The organism is Flavobacterium bizetiae, assembly GCF_902804475.1.
Classification (GTDB): Bacteria; Bacteroidota; Bacteroidia; order Flavobacteriales; family Flavobacteriaceae; genus Flavobacterium; species Flavobacterium bizetiae.
In genome coordinates this window covers 1-20,245 of record NZ_CADCSU010000092.1, presented here as the reverse complement: position 1 = coordinate 20,245, position 20,245 = coordinate 1, and the positions used below count along the sequence as shown (strand labels likewise).

Here is a 20,245-nt window from a genome sequence, read left to right as displayed (position 1 = left end):
AAAATCAAGCTTTAAAAAGTGTGTTTTTTTCTGAATTTTAAATGTATTTTTGTCGCAATTCTATACCATCATGAATGTTAAGCAATATTTAGACTCGACCTACTTAAAAACTGCCTCGCAAGCCGGACTTTCGGAAGCAGAAAATACTATCGTAGTTAAGAATGCAATTCAGGAAGCCATTACTGAAGGTTTTAAGTTAATCATGATTCGTCTGGAACATGTGGTTTTGGCCAAAGAAATGATTTCAAAAGCCAATTCGGCATTGCTGGTGGGTACCGTAATTGATTTTCCGGAAGGAAAAGAAAATCTTGAAGCTAAAATTAAAGAAGCAAATAAAGCTATTGAAGATGGTGCAGACGATCTGGATTTTGTTTGTAATTATGAAGCTTTTAAAAACGGTGAAACTGATTTAGTAAAACAGGAAATCTTAATAGGAACACAAATTGGTCTAGCAAACAATAAAACAGTAAAATGGATTATTGAGGTTGCGGCTTTAACTGATAAAGAAATTATTCAGCTTTCGGCATTGATCAAAAATGTGGTAATGTCCCATTTTAAAGAAGATGATTATGCTTCGGTTTTTGTGAAATCATCAACCGGTTTTTATAAAACTGAAAATGATTTGCCAAACGGAGCAACTGTTCCCACTATTATAATGATGTTAGAAAATGCATCGCCCTTGCCGGTAAAAGCTGCCGGAGGAGTTCGATCTTATGATGACGCGATAGAAATGATTCGTTTGGGAGTGAAGCGCATCGGAACTTCGGCTGCAAAAGCAATTGCAAACGGAGAAAATACCACAAATCAATATTAAATGAAAACCTACATTTACGTGAATAAGATTCTTCTCATTTTTATTTTAACATTATCTGCCTTGCCGGCTTTTTCACAAGACAATAATTCTTCGGTTAAACAAGGTTTTACATCAGAGCAATTTCCTGTTTTTCCGGGTTGCGAAAATTTACAATCAAAAAAACTAGAGAATTGTTTTTATAAAGAAGTTCAGGATTTTGTTTTTCAAAACTTTCAGGTTCCTGAAAACTTAAAACAATCCAATTATAAAGGCGAAGTAAAAGTACTTTTTGAAGTAGATGAAAAAGGAGAGTTTAAAGTAATTTATGTAAATGCTGCAAATGATGCATTATCAGAAGAAGCAAAACGTGTTTTTAGAAAATTTCCTAAAATACAACCTTCCACCTACAACGGGAAACCAACCTATTCAAAATATACCATTTCAATAGATGTGCCGTTAAAAAGCGCAGATCAAATTGCGGCAGAAGCTTTGGCGGCAGCCCAAATTTTAAAACCAATTGAAAAACCAATGACAGAGCTGGACAGTATTGTATATAAAAAATACAATAATCCAGAGTTCGAAAGTCATTTGAATATACCATTCTCACATAGTTATTATGCGCAATTTGATGGCGCAATGAATCAGGTGGGGAGTAATAATCACACTGCTTCTAAACCTTACACGTATGCTGAGGTTTCTAAATATTACAATTTAAAAGCAGTAAACGAATCATTGCAGAAAAATGTTTCAACCTGGCTGGGTAGAAAATTCTGGAACGAAAATCTGGTTCAGATTCAGGGTGAAGATTATTGGCTGGCTTTAAATCCTATTCTTGATTTGCAATTGGGTAAAGCCTCAGATCTTAATGCTTCGTACACTTATGTAAATACACGTGCCTTAAATTTTAGAGGAGGCTTAGGTAAGAACCTTAATTTTACAACAACAGTTTTTGAAAGTCAGGGACGATTTGCAGGATATTATAATGATTATGCCGAAACCCTAAAACCTTCAGGAGGAAATCCCGCAATTATTCCGGGAATGGGAATTGCAAAACGATTTAAAACCGATGCCTACGATTTTCCTTTGGCGGAAGCCAATATTACATTCGCTCCAAGTAAGTTTTTTGATTTTCAGTTAGGATATGGAAGAAATTTTATTGGAGACGGATACCGTTCATTGTTTGAAAGCGACGGTGCAAGTCCTTATCCTTATTTTAAAATCAATACCAATTTCTGGAAAATAAAATATACCAATACTTATATGTGGCTAAAGGATGTTCGTCCTGATGTTACATTAGAGAAAACTTATGCGACAAAATTCATGGCCAATCATTATTTGAGCTGGAATGTGTCGAATAAACTGAATTTAGGATTTTTTGAATCTGTAGTCTGGACAGATACGAACAATAGAGGTTTTGATATTAATTTCGTAAACCCGATTATTTTTTATCGTTCGGTTGAGTTTTCATCATCTTCAAGAAGTGGGAATGCGCTTTTGGGAATGTCAGGAAAATACAAATGGAACAACAATGTAAACTTATATGCTCAGTTTTTATTGGATGAATTTTCAGTATCAGATATGGGGGCTGGAGAAAACAGCTGGAAAAATAAATTTGGATATCAGTTAGGAGCAAAATACTTCAATGCTTTTAAGGTAAGAGATTTATTGCTGCAATTAGAGTACAATCATGTACGTCCTTACGTTTATTCGCATAGCGCTGTAATTACCAATTACGGACATAATAATCAAAGTATCGGACATCAATGGGGAGGAAATTTTGAAGAGTTTGTTGTAATTGGCCGTTATCATAAAGGGCGTTATTATGCTGATGCTAAATTTACGATTGGTAAACGAGGTTTAGATTTTGATACCGCAGAAGACAGTTATAATTACGGAGGAAATATTTATAAAAGTTACGACGTAGACAGACCGTATGATAAAGGCGTAAAAGTAGGGCAGGGAAATAAAACGAATGTTTTTATTGCAGACATTCAGGGAGGTTATGTGGTAAATCCAATGACGAATCTGAAATTTTTTGGAAGCTTTTTATATAGAAATTTTGATCCAACTCAGGAAACTGCAGCTACTTTTAAGCAAAGTACAACCTGGTTTACTATCGGATTGCGTTCTGATATCTTTAATTGGTATTTTGATTACTAGTTTTTAATAAGATTTTTCGAAATAATTGTGTTAAAGATTTGCAAGTCCTTATTTTGTAAAGGTTTTATTGAAAAAAATCTAATTTTATAGGTCAGTATTCTACAATCTAATTTGTACATTTGCACCACTCAAAAAAAACAGACAAAATAATTCCGTATTGAACGCTACTAAAAATACATTTTCAATAAAATCAATATTTAACGATTTCAAAGAAATTACCAAGGCTGGTTTAGCGATCAGTGTATTGTTTTCTTCGATTGCCGGATATTTGCTAGGTGTTAATGATGAGCACCCTTTTAAATGGAGTGTTCTGTTGGTTTTGATGATTGGAGGGTATTGCATGGTTGGAGCTTCTAATGCTTTTAATCAGGTAATCGAAAAAGATATCGATTCGTTAATGGATCGAACTAAAAATCGTCCCGTTCCTTCTGGACGCATGTCGCCAAAAATGGCCTTGTTTGTGGCAAGTTTGCTCACCATTATTGGTATTTCATTGTTGTATACCATCAATGCTAAGTCGGCAATGTTTGCTGCGATTTCAATATTTTTATACACAAGCGTTTATACGCCTTTAAAAACAGTAACTTCGTTATCGGTTTTTGTTGGTGCTTTTCCGGGTGCAATTCCTTTTATGTTAGGTTGGGTTGCAGCAACAGGAGAATTTGGTATCGAGGCAGGAACACTTTTTCTAATTCAGTTTTTCTGGCAGTTTCCTCATTTTTGGGCAATTGGCTGGTTTTTATATGAAGATTATGAAAAGGCCGGAATATTTATGCTGCCAACCGGTAGAAAAGACAGAAAGACTGCTTTGCAGATTATTTTATATACAGTTTGGCTTATTATAGCATCATTGCTGCCGTCTTTAGGGTTTACAGGACAATTATTTATTACGCCAATTGCAGCAATATTAGTGTTTTTATTAGGTTTATGGATGTTGTTTTACGCAGTACGTTTGTATCAGTTACGAACTGCAAAAGCGGCAAGAACATTAATGCTGGTAAGCGTTTCGTATATTTCGTTACTGCAAATAGTATTTATAGTAGATAAATTTTTAAGATAGTTATGGAAATGACAATGACAATGACAAAAGGTGAAGAGCAATTAAGAAAAGCGAAATCAGCAAAACTGATTTTGTTATTTGCAATGGTAAGCATGACAATGATGTTTGCCGGACTTACAAGCGCATTTGTGGTAAGTAAATCCAGAGCCGACTGGTTGAAGAATTTTGAATTGCCAACGGCATTTTATTATAGTACAGCGGTAATTATTGGTTGTAGCTTGACTTTTTACCTTGCAAAAAAAGCCATTCAAAAAGACAATAGAAGCGCAACTACAGCATTACTTTTAGGTACACTGGCATTAGGAGTTTTATTTGTGGTTTTACAGTTTGTAGGTTTTGGACAAATCGTAAAAAGTGGTTATTATTTTACAGGAGAAGGTAGCTCAATTACTACAACTTTTCTTTACGTAGTTACCGTTACGCACTTATTACACTTGGCTGGAGGTTTAATTTCACTTTTAATTATAATTTATAATCATTTTAAACAAAAATACAATTCGACTCAAACTCTTGGTATAGAACTAGGTGCGATGTATTGGCACTTTTTGGATTTATTATGGGTATATTTATTTTTATTTTTATATTTCTTTAAATAAGAAAAAAACGTAAATTTGGGAACTTTTTAACGAATATCTTTTATGGAAGCGACAGTTACTACTGCAAACAACGAAAAAACTTGGGGAGGCGGGCATGAGATCCAGCCATTAGGAGCAAGTTATGGTAAAATGATGATGTGGTTTTTTATCGTATCGGATGCCTTGACATTCTCTGGATTTCTAGCAGCTTATGGTTTTTCTAGATTTAAATTTATCGAAACATGGCCTTTGGCTGATGAAGTGTTTACTCACTTCCCATTTATGCACGGTGTTTCGGCTCCAATGTATTATGTAGCCTTAATGACTTTTATTTTGATTTTCTCATCTGTAACAATGGTTTTAGCTGTTGATGCAGGTCATCAATTGAAAAAAACAAAAGTTGCGATCTATATGTTCTTAACTATTATTGGAGGTATTATTTTCGTTGGTTCTCAAGCTTGGGAATGGAAAAACTTCATTAAAGGTGAGTACGGAGCAATTGAGACAGTAGGTGGAAGCTTATTGCAGTTCGTAGATAAAGATGGTAAAAGAGTTGCTCTTGAAGAGTTTGCTGTAAAATTACCGGAACAAAGAGAAGCATTAACAAGAAGCAAGACTACCTGGTTTATGGAAAGTGCTGAAACAGTACCAACATATTCTGTAGCTGAAATTCAGGCTGGTTTTAAAGCACACCCTGATTTATTAATAAGAACAGAGCATCTTACTGAGAAAAAGAAAAAAACTGTTTTGTCAAGAGCAGAATCTGAAGAGCGTTTAGCTACTGCAAAATATGTTGTAGAAGGAGCGAACTTAACAAGAAACGAATACGGAAGTAAATTGTTTGCTGATTTCTTTTTCTTTATTACAGGATTCCACGGTTTCCACGTAATTTCTGGAATTATCATTAACATCATTATTTTCTTTAATGTGTTATTAGGTACTTACGAGAAAAGAAGAAGCTACGAAATGGTAGAGAAAGTTGGTTTATACTGGCACTTTGTCGATTTAGTTTGGGTATTTGTATTTACAGTTTTCTACTTAGTTTAATTTTAGATTTTAATTATTATGTCACACGAACACGTATCAAATACAAAAAGAATCTGGTTTGTTTTTGGATTACTATCAGCAGTAACTACAGTAGAAGTTATACTTGGTATTATTAAACCAGGATCATTAGAGTTTACTCATTTCTTAGGTTTGAATTTGTTAAACTGGATATTTTATATCCTGACAATTTTCAAAGCATATTATATAGTATGGGCATTTATGCACATGGAAGGTGAAAAAAGCAGCCTTAGATGGTCAGTTGTTTCACCGGTTATTTTCCTAGTTTTATATTTATTGTTTATTCTGCTTACAGAAGGACATTATATTTATGGGGTTTTTAAAGATTCTACTATTAAATGGAATTTTTAACATGATATTAATTCGAAAAGAGTCCCGATAACATCGGGATTTTTTTATTTTTGTACCTCAATAACTTCCGGTAATAAAATGAAAAAAAATATAGTTCTCTTTGTACTTTTTGTTTTGCCAATTGTAGCCTATCTGTTTTTTGCTTCTGGTGTAAATAGCTTTACTAAACTTCCAACAATAACTCCTGAAATTGCCGACTTTGGTGATTGGAAATCCCTTAAAGGAGAAAAAGTAACCTTAAATAATAAAATTACAATTCTTGGTTTTTCAGGAACTGAGATTTTAAAAAACAGAGGGAACTTTTTTAATCTAAACGAAAAAATTTATCAGCGTTACAATGGTTTCAAAGATCTGCAGTTTGTAGTGGTTTGTCCGTTGGGTACAGAAAAAGATGCAGAGAAAATTGTAGAATCGCTAGGCGCTTTTACAGATGTTTCGGGCTGGCATTTTGTTTTTGCTTCGCCTGATGAGATTAAAGCTTATTACGATCAATTACATCTAAAAGGGAAATTAGATCAAAACTTTGGTACTTCGAATGTTTATATCGTAGATAAAGAGCGAAATTTAAGAGGCCGAAAAGATAAAGACGAATATAAAGAAGGGTATAATACTTTTCATCCTTCTGAGTTGAGCAACGAAATGCTTGACGATTTCAAAATTATTCTATACGAATATCGTGCAGCTCTAAAAAAGAACCACAACGCAACAAAAGAACTTTAATCTTTATATCATGTTTAAAAATAAATCATATATCGGAATTTCGTTTATTATTTTAATCTTCGGGATTTATGCCGTGCCTAAAATTGTTGACAGAGTAACAAATGGCGAAGTTGTAAAAGGCAATCGTTTGGATAATGTAGGATCGAAAGATTCTAAATCTGATGCGAAATTGATAAAAATTGGACCAGCACCTAAATTTGAATTAACAAATCAGAATAATGCTAAAGTGTCTAACGAAACCTATAAAGGCAAAGTATACGTTTTGGAGTTTTTCTTTACGACTTGTCCGTCCATTTGTCCAAAGATGAATTTAAGTATGTTAGAGATTGAGAAAACTTTTTTTGGAAATCCTAACTTCGGAATCGTTTCGATTACGATAGATCCTAATCATGATACGCCACAAGTTCTAAAAGAACACGCAAAATTATTAGGTGTAAAATCATCTAACTGGAATTTTCTAACGGGTGATAAAGCTACTATCATGGATTTATCAAATAAAGGTTTTAATCTTTATGCCGGAGAAAATGAAAAAGTAAGCGGTGGTTTCGAACATTCAGGTTTATTTGCATTGATTGATAAAGATGGAAATATTCGTTGCAGAAAAGATGAATTTGGGAATCCGAACATTTATTACGACGGACTGGATAAAAAAGGAGTTAGAGACATTCAGGAAGATATTAAAATATTATTAGCAGAATAAAAATGGAAGATCATTCATTAGAAAAAAAGTATAGCAAACTTATTGTTGCAGTTTCAATTATTATCCCGGTAGTAGTAGCCATTTTATTTGGAGTTAAATTGAAAGATTTTGGTGTTAATGTAGAGCCGCTTTCGTTTTTGCCTCCAATTTATGCAACAACAAATGGTATTACGGCTATTGTTTTAGTTTGGGCTGTAATTGCTATTAAAAACGGAAAACAAAAACTTCACGAACGTTTAATGACTTTTGCCATTGCATTATCAGTAGCGTTCCTGGTAATGTATGTTGCATATCATATGACTGCTGATTCTACTAAATTTGGAGGAGAAGGCGCAATACGATATATCTATTTCTTCATTTTAGTAACACACATATTACTGTCTATTGCCATCATACCATTGGTATTAATAACATATGTAAGAGCTCTTGCAAAGCGTTTTGACAGACACAGAAAAATAGCTAAAATAACATTTCCACTTTGGCTGTACGTTGCAGTTACAGGCGTAGTGGTTTACTTAATGATTTCTCCTTATTATGCAAATTAAAAATAAAATCCAAAGTTCAAATTCCAAATTCCAAAAGGTAATTTTTGGAATTTTATTTTTCTTTATTGGAATTTCAATGAATGCCCAATGTGCGATGTGTCGCGCTGCACTTGCAGGAGATTCGAATACTAAGAAAGCTGAAGCTGTAAATAACGGAATTGTTTATTTGATGGTGATTCCTTATTTGTTAGTGGTTGTAATTGGGATTCTTGTTTATAGAATGTACAAATCGAAATCAAAAAAAGCAGAATAATTATATTCTGCTTTTTTTTTGTTCTTATTTTAATCCGTCTACCGAAACATTTACCGTTCCGTTAATTTTTATAAAAGCGATAATCGCCTGATTGGTCAGCTGGATTTTATCAAACTGAATGTCTTCCATTTTTCCGTTTACAAAAACACCCGGCATTGGCGAATAGTTTTTAAGATAGTTGGCCATTGTTTTTTTACCTTCTTCTAAATTGGCCTGAATAGAGTAGCGGCAGCTTTCTTCCATTTTTCTTAATATATAACCTTGACCCAGCCAGCTTGCAGTTCTCATTAACTTGCTTTTTGTATCTAAAACATAATCAAGTTTTTCAAAATAAATTTCTTTTGTCTGAGGATTATATTGTGGTATTCCGTTTAAGTAAAGCGTTCCGTTTATTGATCCTAAAACATCCAGTGCAATAACCATTTTGCCGTTTTTGTGCCAGATCGAAACATTTTTTACTGTTATCTTTTTGCCGCCGGAACCAAATTCCTGTCCTGCAAAATTTTTGGTCATAATCTTTGAAGCATCAATATAAGTTGAAATTGCCGCAATATTCGCCGAGATCTGATTAGGGATTTTTGTTACCGGTTTCAATACAATTTTACTGGCACTGAATTTAGATTCAGGTTGTTTACCTACAATAGTTTCCATATTGCATTTCATTCCCATGTCTAATAAAAACAAATCATTTTTAAGTTTAGCATTCGTAGAATAAATTTCAACAGGAACAATTCTTAACCAGCTTTCATAAGTATCGCTCATCTGAAATGGCGTACATATTTTTTCTAAGGCAGTTAAAACATTCGGTTTAAAATCCATTGACTTTTCAATCGCTTCGTCGATTTTCTTTTCAATTTTTGACTTGAAAATAGAAATCGCAGGATTTACTAAATAGGTAATCGGCATACTTTTCCCAAATACCATCATTGTAGGACTTTCATTCCAGTCTAAAGATTTGAATTCGGTTTTTGTATTTAATTTCCAGTTGGTCAAAGCTACTTCACTCGATAAAGTGATAACTCCGTTTAAGTTAAACTCTCTAACGTCGTATAGCTCTACCCCAAGCTTTTTCGTTCCTATTCGGTACTTAATCGTTGCTTTTAGGGGCAGGATTGTTTTTATTTTTTTGTCAGGGTTGGCAGGATCATTCTGAATTTTTATCGGAGCCTGTTTCCAGATTTTCATTTCGATATCATCATCATCAATATTATTGTCTTCATAAATTAAACCATTCAATAAAGAATTGGTTTGATTTTGAATGTCGCTCAGTTTTACCGTTATGGGTAAGTTGATAAACGACGGATTTGCATCGTAAACTAAAGGGCTGGCGTCATCCGGTTCTGGTTTTAGGGTTTCAAGTTTTTGAGTTGTAGAACAACTGATTATAGCGGTAAGTACCGTAAACATTGAGATAATTGAAAAAAACTTCATCGTTAAGATTCTTTTAAGTGATGCAAAATTAAGAAAACAATTATATTATCTTAAAAAAGTGTAACAATAGATAGATAATTGAGTCTTATTGTAATAACTAAACGGAATTATTAACGTTTTCTTACCATAAATTACTTATAAAAAATGTTATTATTGTTTTAAAATTTAACAATACCATGATCGAAATCAAAGATTTACACAAGTCCTATAAAATGGGAAGTTCAGAATTGCATGTGTTAAAAGGGATTAATTTTAATATCGAAGAAGGCGAGTTAGTTGCGATTATGGGATCGTCCGGATCGGGAAAATCGACACTATTAAATATATTAGGAATTCTTGATGAAGCAGATTCAGGTAGTTATATTTTAGATAAAACGCCAATTAAAAATCTAAACGAAACAATTGCTTCAAGATATCGAAATAAATTTCTGGGATTTGTATTTCAGTCATTCAATTTAATAAATTATAAAACAGCGCTTGATAATGTTGCGATGCCTTTGTATTATCAGGGTATAAAGCGAAAAGAACGTTACGAGATTGCAATGAAATATTTAGAGAAAGTAGGCTTAGGTTCGCATTCGCATCATTTACCAAATGAACTTTCAGGAGGTCAGAAACAACGTGTTGCCATAGCAAGAGCATTAGCTTCAAATCCGAAGGTTTTATTGGCAGATGAGCCAACAGGAGCTTTGGATACAAAAACTTCTTATGAAGTGATGGAACTTATTCAGGGAATTAACGATGAAGGAAAAACCATTCTAATCGTAACACACGAACCTGATATTGCTGCAATGTGCAAAAGAAATGTGGTCCTGAAAGATGGATTAATTATCGACGATAAAAAAGTAGAACAAGTTAGAGCGTCATCTTATGTTTAATATTGAACGTTGGCAGGAAATATTTGAGGCAATCTCTAAAAACCGGTTAAGAACATTTCTTACCGGCGTTTCTGTGGCTTCAGGAATTTTTATTTTAGTGATTTTGCTTGGTGCCGGTAAGGGACTTCAAAACGGAATTCAAAAACAATTCGAACAAGATGCCGTGGGTATCATTGTGGTTTGGTCCGGTACAACGACAAAACCACACAAAGGATTGAATCCGGGAAGACAAATTCAGTTTAGAAACGGCGATTATAATGCATCTGTACAGAAATTTGAGGATAAATTAGATTTAAGAGCTGCAAGTTATAACTTCTGGGGAGGTGCTTTTTCATACGGTAAAGAATCAGGAAGTTATCAATTTAGAGGAGTAGATCCTGATTTTTCTGGTGTTGAAAATGTTACTGTAGTCCAGGGACGTTTTATAAATAGTAGTGATCTTGCTAATAATGAAAAAGTAGCTGCTATTGGAATGAAGGTAAAAACAGATTTGTTTAAAGACAGTGATCCTTTAGGTAAAGAAATTTTAATTAATAATGTCAATTTTAAAGTAGTAGGGGTTTTTACAGATCCGGGAGGAGAAAGAGAAGAAGCCAGAGCGTATTTGCCTAAAACAACAGTACAACGTGCTTTTGGAGGTGGAGATAAAATAAGTAATTTGTTTTTTACCTTAAAAAAGACAGACGATTATGATCAGGCCCTGGCGCAATCTCAAAAATTTACTCAGGATTTAAAGGATTTGCTTAAAAGCAGAAATACAGTAGCACCTAATGATGATAGCGGAGTTGGGGTGTATAATTCTGTAGAAGAAGGAAAGAAGTTTTATGATTTAAATCTTTATATCCGATTGTTTTTCTGGTGGGTAGGTATTTGTACTATAATTGCCGGAGTTGTAGGTGTAAGTAATATCATGCTTATTATAGTCAAAGAACGAACGAAAGAAATTGGAATTAGAAAAGCTTTGGGGGCATCTCCGTTTTCTATTATTTCGATGATACTTCACGAATCTATTTTTATTACCACTATTGCAGGTTTTGTTGGATTGCTGGCAAGTTTATTATTGTTAGAATTGGTTGGTCCGATGGTTCAAAGTGAATATTTCAGAAATCCTGAGGTAGATTTTAGTGTCGCGTTAACCACATTGGCACTGCTTGTTTTTGCAGGTGCAATGGCCGGATTTTTCCCTGCATACAGAGCGGCCAAAATAAAACCTATTGTAGCACTTAGAGACGAATAATTATGTTTAAGAAAGATAATTGGGATGAGATTTTACAAGCCTTAACGGCTAACGTTTTCAGAACGGTCCTAACTGCATTTGGAGTATTTTGGGGAATATTTATTTTGGTAATATTACTTGCAGCAGGAAAAGGTCTTGAAAACGGAGTTAAAAAAGGTTTCGACGGAATAGCGACAAATACTATGTTTATGTGGAGTCAAACCACATCAAAAGCATACAAAGGTTTGCCTAAAACTCGTCGTTATGATTTTAGAAATAGTGATGTAGCATCATTAAGAGCTGCTTTTCCTGATTTGTTGTACGTTTCGCCAAGAAATCAATTAGGAAATTCTAACGACGGAACTAATAATGTGGTACGTGGTACAAAAACATCTGCTTTTTCTGTTTATGGAGATTATCCTGAACTGATTAAGCAACAGCCTATGGATATTATAAAAGGTCGTTTTGTAAATCAACAGGATATTGAGCAGAGAAGAAAGGTAGCGGTGATTGGAAAAGGTGTTATTAGCGAACTTTACGGAAAAGAAGAAGAAGCTGTTGGAACTTATGTAAAAATAAACGGAATCAACTTTATGGTAGTGGGAGTTTATAACTCTAAACAAACCGGCGGAAATGCAGAGGAAGAACAAAAGAATATATTTGTTCCCTTTACTACTTTTCAGCAGGCTTTTAATTATGGTGATAAAGTAGGGTGGATGGCTCTTACAGCAAGAGATGAAGTTTCTATCACGGAATTAAAACCAAAAATTTTAGAAGTCATAAAAGCCCTTCATTCTGTGCATCCAAAGGATGATCGCGCAGTTGGAAATTTTGATTTATACGAACAATTTGGTAAAGTGCAAAGTTTGTTTGATATCTTGAAAATCATTGCTTATTTTGTAGGATCTTTAGTGCTTATTTCGGGAGTAATCGGAATCTCGAATATTATGCTGATTGTAGTTAAAGAACGTACTAAAGAAATCGGAATTCGAAGAGCCCTAGGAGCAACGCCCGGAGCAATTAGAAGTCAGATTTTATCAGAATCTATATTTTTGACTATTATCTCAGGTATGTTTGGCGTTGCCGTAGCAACCGGGGTAATTGCGCTTCTTAATATGGCATTGGCATCGATGCCGCCAGGAAGTAATACTATGTTTGCCAACCCAAGCGTAGATTTAAGAGTTGTATTTGTTGCTTTATTAATATTAGTAGGATCAGGTTTGCTGGCAGGATTTATCCCGGCGCAAACTGCAATTAATGTAAAGCCCGTAGATGCTTTACGAACAGAATAAATTATCAATCAAAATATAATCGATTAAACCCAAAAACAAAATGAAAAAAGGAGTAACCGTAACCATTTTAATCTTTATTGCTATAGTTTTCTTTGGCGCACTATATTATTTGTATGCTAAAAACCAAGAATCTCCAATTGTATTTCAAACTGAAAAAGCAGAGGTTAAAACAATCGTAAAAACGGCAATTGCAACCGGTAACATTCAACCTGATGAAGAAGTTCTAATCAAACCAAACATCTCAGGGATTATAGAAGAAGTATATATTAAGGCAGGAGAAAAAATCAAAGCCGGAGATATGATCGCTAAAATTAGAGTTGTGGCTAACGTTTCTAATGTTAGTAACACTCAAAATCAGGTACAAACAGCTAAAATTGCTTTAGATAATCAGGAAAAAATCTATAAAAGACAAAAAACTTTGTTTGATAAAGATGTAATTTCTGCAAATGATTTTGATGCAGCTCAATTGGCTTATACACAAGCAAAACAAAATTATCTGGCAGCAAAACAAAGCTTGGATATTGTAAAAACAGGAACAACAACATCATTAGGAAATTATGCCAATACCTTAATTCGTTCAACGGTAAACGGAATGGTTTTAGCAGTTCCGGTAAAAGTTGGAAATCAGGTTATTGAAAGTAATAATTTTAATGAAGGAACTACAATTGCAAGTGTTGCAGATGTGGGAAGAATGATTTTTATTGGAAAAATTGACGAATCTGAAGTAGGTAAAATCAAAGAGAAAATGCCAATTGAAATTACAGTTGGAGCTATCGAAAACAAAAAATTCGAAGCGTCTTTAACCGATATCGCACCTAAAGGAGTGGTAGAAAATGGTGCAATTCAGTTTGAAATAAAAGCGAAATTGGAAAACAGAGATGATACTTTTATCAGAGCTGGTTTAAGTGCAAATGCTTCTATTATTTTAGAGAAAGCTGAAAAAGTAATGGCGATAAAAGAATCATTAGTTCAGTTTGATAAAAAAACACAAAAACCATACGTTGAAGTAGAAACAGCTGCTAAGAAATTTCAAAGAAGAGATTTAGTTTTAGGAGTGAGCGACGGAATTTACGTTCAGGTGAAAAGCGGGCTTAAAAGCACTGATAAAATCAAGATCTGGAATCAGGGATTGATCAATGAAGGAGAGAAAAAGTAATTTGAAAGTATAAAGGAGTTTTTGGTTTTAAAAAATGTTAAATTTGCGTAGCATAGTTTTACTGCGCTTTCATTCAAAATATATGAAAATAAATAAATATAATAGTCTTGTTTTAGCCATGCTATTTGGGTTTGGATTATCATCTCAGGCACAATCGAAAAAATGGACATTAGAAGAATGTGTGCGCTATGCATTAGATAATAATATCACTATAAAATTATCAGAATTAGATGTTAAGAATGCAGCAATTGATAAAAAGGGTGCATTTGGTAATTATCTTCCGTCAGTAAGCGGAGACGCTTCTCACTCCTGGAATATTGGTCTTAACGTTAACCCTGTTACCAATATTGCGACAACTCAAACCACTCAATATTCTTCATTAGCAGTGAATGCCGGGGTCGATATTTATAAAGGTTTACAAAATCAAAATACATATCGAAGAGCTAAGCTTTCTATTATAGCATCAAAATATCAATTATTGAAAATGCAGGAAGATATTTCTTTGAATGTGGCTAATGCATTTCTTGAAATTCTTTTTAATAAAGAAAATTTAAAAGTAAAAAAAGAGCAGTTATCTATTGATCAAAAACGTTTGGCGCGTTCTCAGGAAATGGTGAATGCAGGAACAATTCCGCGTGGCGATTTGTACGATTTAAAAGCTACTGAGGCAACTGATCAGCAGGCTATTATTGTTGCTGAAAACAGTTTGTTGATTTCTAAATTAAGTTTAGCACAGCTTTTACAATTAAAAGAATTTGCAGATTTTGATGTTATAGACGACACAAACGCAAAGGATGAGAATAATATATTAGCGCAAACTCCGGTTGATATTTATAATAAAGCCAAAGAAATAAGAACAGAATTAAAACTGGCACAAACGAATCTTGAAGTTGCAGAGAAAAATGTAGCTATTGCAAGAGGAGCCTATCAGCCAACGCTTAGAGGTTTTTATCAATTTAGTACAAGAGCCAGTTATAGCGACAGAATTATAGGAGTTGATGCTAATAATAATCCGGTTTTAGCTGGTCCGCTTCCAATTTTGGATCAGTTTAGTGATAACAAAGGACATAATTTTGGTTTTCAGTTGAGTGTTCCTATTTTTAATGGTTTCTCAGTTAAAAATAATGTTGAGCGAAATAAAGTAAGTTTAGAGAAATCTAAAATAGATTTAGAGCAAAAAAGTTTAGATTTGCAACGTAACGTTTACACTGCTTTTACAGATGCAAAAGGAGCATTAAATGCCTACGAATCATCGACAGTAACTTTAGAAGCAAGACAACAGGCTTACAACTATGCAAAAGAAAAGTATGATGTAGGTTTGATGAATTCATTCGATTTTACACAGGCTCAAACATTGCTTACCAATGCACAGTCAGACGTTATTAGAACAAAATACGATTACATGTTTAAAATAAAAATACTTGAATTCTACTTTGGAATTCCGATTGTTCCAATTATCACAAAATAATTTATTATGTCAAAAAAAACAATTTATTTCTTACTAGGTGGTGCGGTAATCATTATTGCAGTTTTAATTGGTCTTTCGAAAGCAGGAGTAGTAGGAAATAAAGACGAAGGAAAAGAAGTAGAGGTTTCAAAAGTTGCTGCTTCAACTATTGTTGAAACAGTATCTGCAACAGGTAAAATTCAGCCCGAAATAGAGGTGAAACTTTCCTCTATGGTTTCCGGTGAAATTATTGCACTAAATGTAAAAGAAGGACAAGTTGTAAAAAAAGGAGATTTACTGGTAAAGATAAATCCTGATTTATATACTTCCGGATTAGATCGTTCTGTGGCCAATTTATCAGGAACTAAAGCCGGATTAACACAATCTGAGGCAAGTTATAAAGAAGCAAAGGCAAATTACGAGCGTAATAAAACGTTGTATGATAAAGGTGTAATTTCAAAATCTGATTGGGACAAAGCCATTTCGACTTATGAAGTAGCAAAAGCAACAAGACAAAATGCTTATTATAATGTTCAGAGTGCTTCGGCATCAGTTACAGAAGCAAGGGATAATTTAGGCCGTACTTTAATTTATGCTCCTGCAGATGGAACCATTTCAGTTTTAAATGTTGAATTAGGTGAGCGTGTTTTGGGAACCCAACAAATGGCGGGAACAGAACTTTTGAGAGTTGCAAACCTAAACAATATGGAAGTTGAAGTTGATGTAAACGAAAATGACATTGTGAAAGTAAAAATTGGAGACGAGGCAAATGTTGAAGTTGATGCTTATTTAAAAAAGAAATTCAGAGGTACTGTAACGAGTATTTCGAATTCTGCAAGCACAACCTTAACATCAGATCAGGTTACTAATTTTAAAGTAAAAGTGCGTATTTTAAAAGAATCATATCAGGATTTGTTAGAAGGTCAACCAAGTACTTACTCTCCGTTTAGACCAGGGATGACGGCAACTGTAGACATTATTACAAGAACTAAAAATAATGTTCTGGCTGTGCCAATTAGTGCTGTTGTTGTAAAATCAGATACTTCAGCTGTAAAAGAGGTTAAAATTGAAGAACCAAGTGATGATAAAAAACCAGCTCCAAAAAGCGATAAAAAATTCGAATGTGTTTTTGTGAAAGAAGGAGATAAAGCTAAAATCAGAGTTATTAAAACAGGTATTCAGGACGATACGAATATTGAAGTAATGACAGGATTAAAAGCGGGTGATATAGTAATTACGGGACCTTATACCACGGTTTCTAAAGAACTGAATTCCGGTGATAAAGTCAAGCTTAAAAAAGCCGATTTACCTAAAAAATAAATAAAATATTCTAAAATAGTAATATCAATTTAAGCGAAATCAATAGAATAAAAAAGCCTTGATTTCGCTTACGCTGATATAGAATTTGATGCTCAGTATCAGATTTGAAATATAATAACATTAAAAAATTATCACATTGTCTTTTATCCTAAATATAGAAACAGCTACTAAAAATTGCTCAGTATCCATTGCTAAAAATGGAGCAACAATTGTTTGTAAAGAAATTGCTGAAGAAGGCTATTCTCATGCCGAAAAACTGCATGTTTTTATAGAAGAAGTAATTGCCGAGGCAGGAATTTCGGTTCAGGATTTGGCTGCTATTGCGGTAAGTCAGGGGCCAGGTTCGTATACAGGTTTGCGAATTGGAGTTTCGGCAGCAAAAGGATTGTGTTTTGCTTTAAACCTTCCTTTAATTGCGGTTGATACTTTGCAGACTTTAGCTTCACAGGCCAAAGTTACCGACGGAAAAATTATTCCGATGCTGGACGCGAGAAGAATGGAAGTGTACAGTGAAGTTTTTAATGCCAATTTAGAAATAGAAAGAAAAATTGAAGCAGAAGTCATTACCGAAGATTCTTTTGCATCCTATACAGAAACGGTTTATTTTGTTGGTGATTGTGCTGAGAAATGCAAACCGGTTCTAACGAAAGAAAATTTCGTGTTTTTAGAAGATATCAAATTTCCCTCAGCGGATGCAATGAGTAAAATCAGTTATGATAAGTATCAAAAAAGCGACACTGTAGATGTCGCTTATTTTGAACCGTATTATTTAAAAGATTTTATGATGGCACCTCCATCAAAAAAACAATAATCATTTTATTTCTGAATTGTATAAGGCTGAATTGAAATTCCGGCTTCATCTAAGGCCACTTTGCAATTCTCTAAAGTATCTGAAACAACCGATCCGTAATTGGCATTGGTTGCCCACGGACGTACCGCAAAATCGATAGAAGCAGCCGTTAAGTTCTTTACGAAAACTTCTGGAGCAGGCTTTTTAAGCACTTTAGGATTTTTGGTTAAAACCTCTAAAAGAACTTCTTTTGCCTTTTTAATATCTGAATCATAAGAAATTGAAAAAGTCAAATCGGCTTTTCGTTCTCCCTGCATAGAATAATTGATAATAGTTCCGTTAGACAAAGAACCATTGGGTACAAAAACAGTCTGGTTGTTACCTGTAATCATTTTGGTAACAAAAATCTGAATTTCTGAAACCGTTGCAATAACTCCCTGCGCCTCGATCGTATCGCCCACTTTAAAAGGTTTAAAAACGATAATCAACATTCCACCCGCAAAATTAGAAAGAGACCCTTGCAATGATAAACCTACAGCAAGTCCCATTGCTCCTAAAATGGCAACAAATGATGATGTCTCGATACCTAGTTTTGAAATGAAAGTAACAAACAATAAAATTCTAAGTGCCCATATCAAAATGTCTGAAAGAAATTTTGTTAAAGTAGGATCTAAATTTCTTTGTACCATTACCTTCGTAATGATCCTGTTTATTAATCTGATGGCGTAGATACCAACAAATAAAATAATAAAGGCCGAAACTAATTTAAGAGAATAATCAACTAATACGTCAGCATATTTTGTAACATAATTGCTAACCTGATCTGGATTGAGGTTCATATTTTTTGAATAAAAAAACCTTCTCAAATGAGAAGGTATATTAATGCTGCAAATATAGATATATTTATTTTTATTAGAAAAAACGATCGCTTATTCCTTCGGAGGAATCGTATCGATAATTTCGTCTGTTGCAGTTTCCGTTTTTTCAGTTACATCTGCTGCAGTTTCTGTTACTATAGTTTTGGTTGTATCAGAAGTTTCTGTGGTTTTTTCTTTTACAGAATCGATTACTTCACTTAAAGAATCTGAAGCTTTTTCTACATATTCGCTTACAATGTCTTTTGCTTTGTGAGCATATTCAGCAGCACTCTCAAGGATTGGTTCTGAAGCTTCTTTTGCTTTTGCAATCGTTTCCTCAGCAAATGTTTCTGCTTTCTCAATATAAGGAGCAGCAGCTTCTTTAGCTTGTTCAAACTTAACTTCGGCCTCATTGGCTAAATCTGTAGTCGTTTCTTTGGCTGAGCCAAATAAATTTTTGAAAAATGAAGATAATCCCATAGTTTTATATTGATTGGTTTAGAATACAATATTAAACTTTTTTATCACATAAAAATGGAATAATTTGCTGAAAATTAAGTAGATATGAATTTAATAAAAAAGCGCCTCATTTGAGACGCTTTTTATATTTATTCGAATACATTATTATGCATTTACAGCTTCAACTTTAATCGCTTCATCATTCAACATACTTTTTAGCATGTTTTCGATTCCGCTTTTTAAGGTAAAAGTAGAAGAAGGGCAACCGCTGCAGGCACCTTGCAAAATTACTTTTACAGTTTTGTCATCTTCATTATAAGAGTCAAAAGCAATATTTCCTCCGTCTGCCGCAACTGCCGGTTTCACATATTCTTCTAATATATTGATGATTTGTTGCGATGTTACATCTAATTTGTCAAATGCTTCATCTTTTGTAATATCATTTTTCGTAGCCACTTCAATTAAACTTTCATCTAAAACAGTTCCTCCGTTCTCGATATATTGTTTGATAAAAGTTCTTACTTCTAAAGTAATTTCATCCCAATCGTTGATATCATATTTAGTTACCGAAATATAGTTTTCATCAATAAAAACCTCTTTTACATAAGGAAATTTAAACAGTTCTTTTGCCAATGGCGAAGAAGCAGTCTGGTCGATATTTTTATATTCGATAGCATTTTTAGTCAACATTCTGCTAACTACAAATTTTAAAGCAGCAGGATTAGGAGTTGTTTCTCCGTAAACCGTAATAGGCTGTTTTTTTGGTGCGTTTTCATCTACTTTGATAATGATACCGCCTTTGTCTACGAAAGATGCAATTTGTTCAGCAACAGCATCTTTTACATCATCCCATTCTACAATACTGTATCTTTCGATCGCAATAAAATTTCCTGAAATATAAACTGTTTTTACAAACGGAAGATAGAATAATTGTTGTGCTAAAGGCGATGCTTGTGCTTCATCGATATTTTTAAATTCAAAATTTTGATTTTTTGTAATGAAATCTTCAAATTCAAACTTTAGGATAGTTGGATTTTGAGTTTCCTTTATAGTGATTTTTGTCATGATTTGTAATTTTCTACAAATTTAGTAAAGTTATTTTCTACTAATACCTATATTTGATTTTTTTATATAATAATTAAGACTCTTTTCAAATAAATCGTATTAAATTATGAGA

21 protein-coding genes are annotated in these 20,245 nt (G+C 33.6%); 17 read left to right on the top strand and 4 right to left on the bottom strand.

Annotated elements, in window-relative coordinates:
- Positions 1 to 70 precede the first annotated feature (70 nt).
- The 10 genes from deoC (at position 71) to FLACOL7796_RS12075 (ending at position 8,222) form a co-directional block, all read left to right on the top strand.
- The gene (gene deoC / locus FLACOL7796_RS12120) at positions 71 to 814 is read left to right on the top strand and encodes a deoxyribose-phosphate aldolase (protein WP_173971049.1); all 744 of its coding nucleotides are present in this window, start codon (positions 71 to 73) and stop codon (positions 812 to 814) included.
- Positions 815 to 2,953, top strand: coding sequence for an energy transducer TonB (locus FLACOL7796_RS12115; RefSeq protein WP_232067365.1), 2,139 nt, complete (start codon positions 815 to 817; stop codon positions 2,951 to 2,953).
- Positions 2,954 to 3,110: 157 nt separating this feature from the next.
- Positions 3,111 to 4,013, top strand: a complete 903-nt coding sequence (gene cyoE / locus FLACOL7796_RS12110; protein ID WP_173971037.1) for a heme o synthase — start codon at positions 3,111 to 3,113, stop codon at positions 4,011 to 4,013.
- An 8-nt stretch (positions 4,014 to 4,021) separates the two neighbouring features.
- Entirely contained in the window at positions 4,022 to 4,609 is a 588-nt protein-coding gene (locus FLACOL7796_RS12105; protein ID WP_173971047.1) for a cytochrome c oxidase subunit 3, read from the top strand.
- Positions 4,610 to 4,651: 42 nt separating this feature from the next.
- Positions 4,652 to 5,635: a cytochrome c oxidase subunit 3 gene (locus tag FLACOL7796_RS12100; RefSeq protein WP_173971036.1), complete on the top strand. Its 984-nt coding sequence runs from the start codon at positions 4,652 to 4,654 to the stop codon at positions 5,633 to 5,635.
- Positions 5,636 to 5,653: 18 nt separating this feature from the next.
- Complete coding sequence (locus FLACOL7796_RS12095) at positions 5,654 to 6,004, top strand: cytochrome C oxidase subunit IV family protein (RefSeq protein WP_173971035.1); 351 nt, start codon at positions 5,654 to 5,656, stop codon at positions 6,002 to 6,004.
- A gap of 78 nt (positions 6,005 to 6,082) precedes the next feature.
- On the top strand, positions 6,083 to 6,724 hold the full coding sequence (locus tag FLACOL7796_RS12090) for a hypothetical protein (protein WP_173971034.1): 642 nt from the start codon (positions 6,083 to 6,085) through the stop codon (positions 6,722 to 6,724).
- Positions 6,725 to 6,734: 10 nt separating this feature from the next.
- The gene (locus FLACOL7796_RS12085) at positions 6,735 to 7,424 is read left to right on the top strand and encodes an SCO family protein (RefSeq protein ID WP_173971033.1); all 690 of its coding nucleotides are present in this window, start codon (positions 6,735 to 6,737) and stop codon (positions 7,422 to 7,424) included.
- 2 nt (positions 7,425 to 7,426) lie between these two features.
- Positions 7,427 to 7,969 carry a DUF420 domain-containing protein gene (locus FLACOL7796_RS12080; RefSeq protein ID WP_173971032.1) on the top strand — a complete coding sequence of 181 codons (543 nt, stop codon included), beginning with the start codon at positions 7,427 to 7,429 and terminating at the stop codon, positions 7,967 to 7,969.
- A gap of 76 nt (positions 7,970 to 8,045) precedes the next feature.
- Entirely contained in the window at positions 8,046 to 8,222 is a 177-nt protein-coding gene (locus FLACOL7796_RS12075; protein WP_341849981.1) for a hypothetical protein, read from the top strand.
- A gap of 24 nt (positions 8,223 to 8,246) precedes the next feature.
- On the opposite strand, the gene FLACOL7796_RS12070 is transcribed toward FLACOL7796_RS12075, so the two are convergent.
- The gene (locus tag FLACOL7796_RS12070) at positions 8,247 to 9,653 is read right to left on the bottom strand and encodes a DUF4403 family protein (RefSeq protein ID WP_173971030.1); all 1,407 of its coding nucleotides are present in this window, start codon (positions 9,651 to 9,653) and stop codon (positions 8,247 to 8,249) included.
- Between the two features lie 176 nt (positions 9,654 to 9,829).
- Here FLACOL7796_RS12070 and FLACOL7796_RS12065 point away from each other — a divergent pair, with 176 nt between their 5' ends.
- The 7 genes from FLACOL7796_RS12065 (at position 9,830) to tsaB (ending at position 17,773) form a co-directional block, all read left to right on the top strand.
- Entirely contained in the window at positions 9,830 to 10,531 is a 702-nt protein-coding gene (locus FLACOL7796_RS12065; protein WP_078008681.1) for an ABC transporter ATP-binding protein, read from the top strand.
- Positions 10,524 to 11,768 (top strand): ABC transporter permease, encoded by a 1,245-nt coding sequence (locus FLACOL7796_RS12060; protein ID WP_173971029.1) that lies wholly within the window; start codon positions 10,524 to 10,526, stop codon positions 11,766 to 11,768. Before FLACOL7796_RS12065 ends, FLACOL7796_RS12060 begins: the two co-directional genes overlap by 8 nt.
- A 2-nt stretch (positions 11,769 to 11,770) precedes the next feature.
- Complete coding sequence (locus FLACOL7796_RS12055; RefSeq protein ID WP_173971028.1) at positions 11,771 to 13,039, top strand: ABC transporter permease; 1,269 nt, start codon at positions 11,771 to 11,773, stop codon at positions 13,037 to 13,039.
- Between the two features lie 40 nt (positions 13,040 to 13,079).
- Positions 13,080 to 14,195, top strand: coding sequence for an efflux RND transporter periplasmic adaptor subunit (locus FLACOL7796_RS12050; protein WP_173971027.1), 1,116 nt, complete (start codon positions 13,080 to 13,082; stop codon positions 14,193 to 14,195).
- Positions 14,196 to 14,277: 82 nt separating this feature from the next.
- On the top strand, positions 14,278 to 15,663 hold the full coding sequence (locus FLACOL7796_RS12045) for a TolC family protein (RefSeq protein ID WP_173971026.1): 1,386 nt from the start codon (positions 14,278 to 14,280) through the stop codon (positions 15,661 to 15,663).
- Between the two features lie 6 nt (positions 15,664 to 15,669).
- A complete protein-coding gene (locus FLACOL7796_RS12040; protein ID WP_173971025.1) occupies positions 15,670 to 16,962 on the top strand; it encodes an efflux RND transporter periplasmic adaptor subunit in 1,293 nt (430 codons plus the stop codon).
- Between the two features lie 136 nt (positions 16,963 to 17,098).
- On the top strand, positions 17,099 to 17,773 hold the full coding sequence (gene tsaB / locus FLACOL7796_RS12035) for a tRNA (adenosine(37)-N6)-threonylcarbamoyltransferase complex dimerization subunit type 1 TsaB (protein ID WP_173971024.1): 675 nt from the start codon (positions 17,099 to 17,101) through the stop codon (positions 17,771 to 17,773).
- 5 nt (positions 17,774 to 17,778) lie between these two features.
- Here tsaB and FLACOL7796_RS12030 read toward each other — a convergent pair whose 3' ends face one another.
- The 3 genes from FLACOL7796_RS12030 to FLACOL7796_RS12020 all read right to left on the bottom strand — a co-directional run bounded on the left by FLACOL7796_RS12030 (position 17,779) and on the right by FLACOL7796_RS12020 (position 20,133).
- Positions 17,779 to 18,591 carry a mechanosensitive ion channel family protein gene (locus tag FLACOL7796_RS12030; RefSeq protein ID WP_173971023.1) on the bottom strand — a complete coding sequence of 271 codons (813 nt, stop codon included), beginning with the start codon at positions 18,589 to 18,591 and terminating at the stop codon, positions 17,779 to 17,781.
- A gap of 90 nt (positions 18,592 to 18,681) precedes the next feature.
- Entirely contained in the window at positions 18,682 to 19,089 is a 408-nt protein-coding gene (locus FLACOL7796_RS12025; protein WP_173971022.1) for a YtxH domain-containing protein, read from the bottom strand.
- A 144-nt stretch (positions 19,090 to 19,233) separates the two neighbouring features.
- Entirely contained in the window at positions 19,234 to 20,133 is a 900-nt protein-coding gene (locus tag FLACOL7796_RS12020) for a NifU family protein (RefSeq protein ID WP_173971021.1), read from the bottom strand.
- Positions 20,134 to 20,245 lie beyond the last annotated feature (112 nt).

Excerpts from the sequence above, each read along its gene's own strand:
- FLACOL7796_RS12105 (WP_173971047.1), top strand. The coding sequence starts at position 4,022 with ATGACAATGACAATGACAAAAGGTGAAGAGCAATTAAGAAAAGCGAAA.
- FLACOL7796_RS12080 (WP_173971032.1), top strand. The coding sequence starts at position 7,427 with ATGGAAGATCATTCATTAGAAAAAAAGTATAGCAAACTTATTGTTGCA.
- FLACOL7796_RS12020 (WP_173971021.1), bottom strand. The coding sequence starts at position 20,133 with ATGACAAAAATCACTATAAAGGAAACTCAAAATCCAACTATCCTAAAG.
- FLACOL7796_RS12115 (WP_232067365.1), top strand. The coding sequence starts at position 815 with ATGAAAACCTACATTTACGTGAATAAGATTCTTCTCATTTTTATTTTA.
- FLACOL7796_RS12030 (WP_173971023.1), bottom strand. The coding sequence starts at position 18,591 with ATGAACCTCAATCCAGATCAGGTTAGCAATTATGTTACAAAATATGCT.
- FLACOL7796_RS12060 (WP_173971029.1), top strand. The coding sequence starts at position 10,524 with ATGTTTAATATTGAACGTTGGCAGGAAATATTTGAGGCAATCTCTAAA.
- FLACOL7796_RS12085 (WP_173971033.1), top strand. The coding sequence starts at position 6,735 with ATGTTTAAAAATAAATCATATATCGGAATTTCGTTTATTATTTTAATC.
- FLACOL7796_RS12065 (WP_078008681.1), top strand. The coding sequence starts at position 9,830 with ATGATCGAAATCAAAGATTTACACAAGTCCTATAAAATGGGAAGTTCA.
- FLACOL7796_RS12100 (WP_173971036.1), top strand. The coding sequence starts at position 4,652 with ATGGAAGCGACAGTTACTACTGCAAACAACGAAAAAACTTGGGGAGGC.
- FLACOL7796_RS12040 (WP_173971025.1), top strand. The coding sequence starts at position 15,670 with ATGTCAAAAAAAACAATTTATTTCTTACTAGGTGGTGCGGTAATCATT.
- FLACOL7796_RS12090 (WP_173971034.1), top strand. The coding sequence starts at position 6,083 with ATGAAAAAAAATATAGTTCTCTTTGTACTTTTTGTTTTGCCAATTGTA.
- deoC (WP_173971049.1), top strand. The coding sequence starts at position 71 with ATGAATGTTAAGCAATATTTAGACTCGACCTACTTAAAAACTGCCTCG.
- FLACOL7796_RS12050 (WP_173971027.1), top strand. The coding sequence starts at position 13,080 with ATGAAAAAAGGAGTAACCGTAACCATTTTAATCTTTATTGCTATAGTT.
- FLACOL7796_RS12055 (WP_173971028.1), top strand. The coding sequence starts at position 11,771 with ATGTTTAAGAAAGATAATTGGGATGAGATTTTACAAGCCTTAACGGCT.
- FLACOL7796_RS12025 (WP_173971022.1), bottom strand. The coding sequence starts at position 19,089 with ATGGGATTATCTTCATTTTTCAAAAATTTATTTGGCTCAGCCAAAGAA.
- FLACOL7796_RS12070 (WP_173971030.1), bottom strand. The coding sequence starts at position 9,653 with ATGAAGTTTTTTTCAATTATCTCAATGTTTACGGTACTTACCGCTATA.
- FLACOL7796_RS12075 (WP_341849981.1), top strand. The coding sequence starts at position 8,046 with ATGAATGCCCAATGTGCGATGTGTCGCGCTGCACTTGCAGGAGATTCG.
- FLACOL7796_RS12095 (WP_173971035.1), top strand. The coding sequence starts at position 5,654 with ATGTCACACGAACACGTATCAAATACAAAAAGAATCTGGTTTGTTTTT.
- FLACOL7796_RS12045 (WP_173971026.1), top strand. The coding sequence starts at position 14,278 with ATGAAAATAAATAAATATAATAGTCTTGTTTTAGCCATGCTATTTGGG.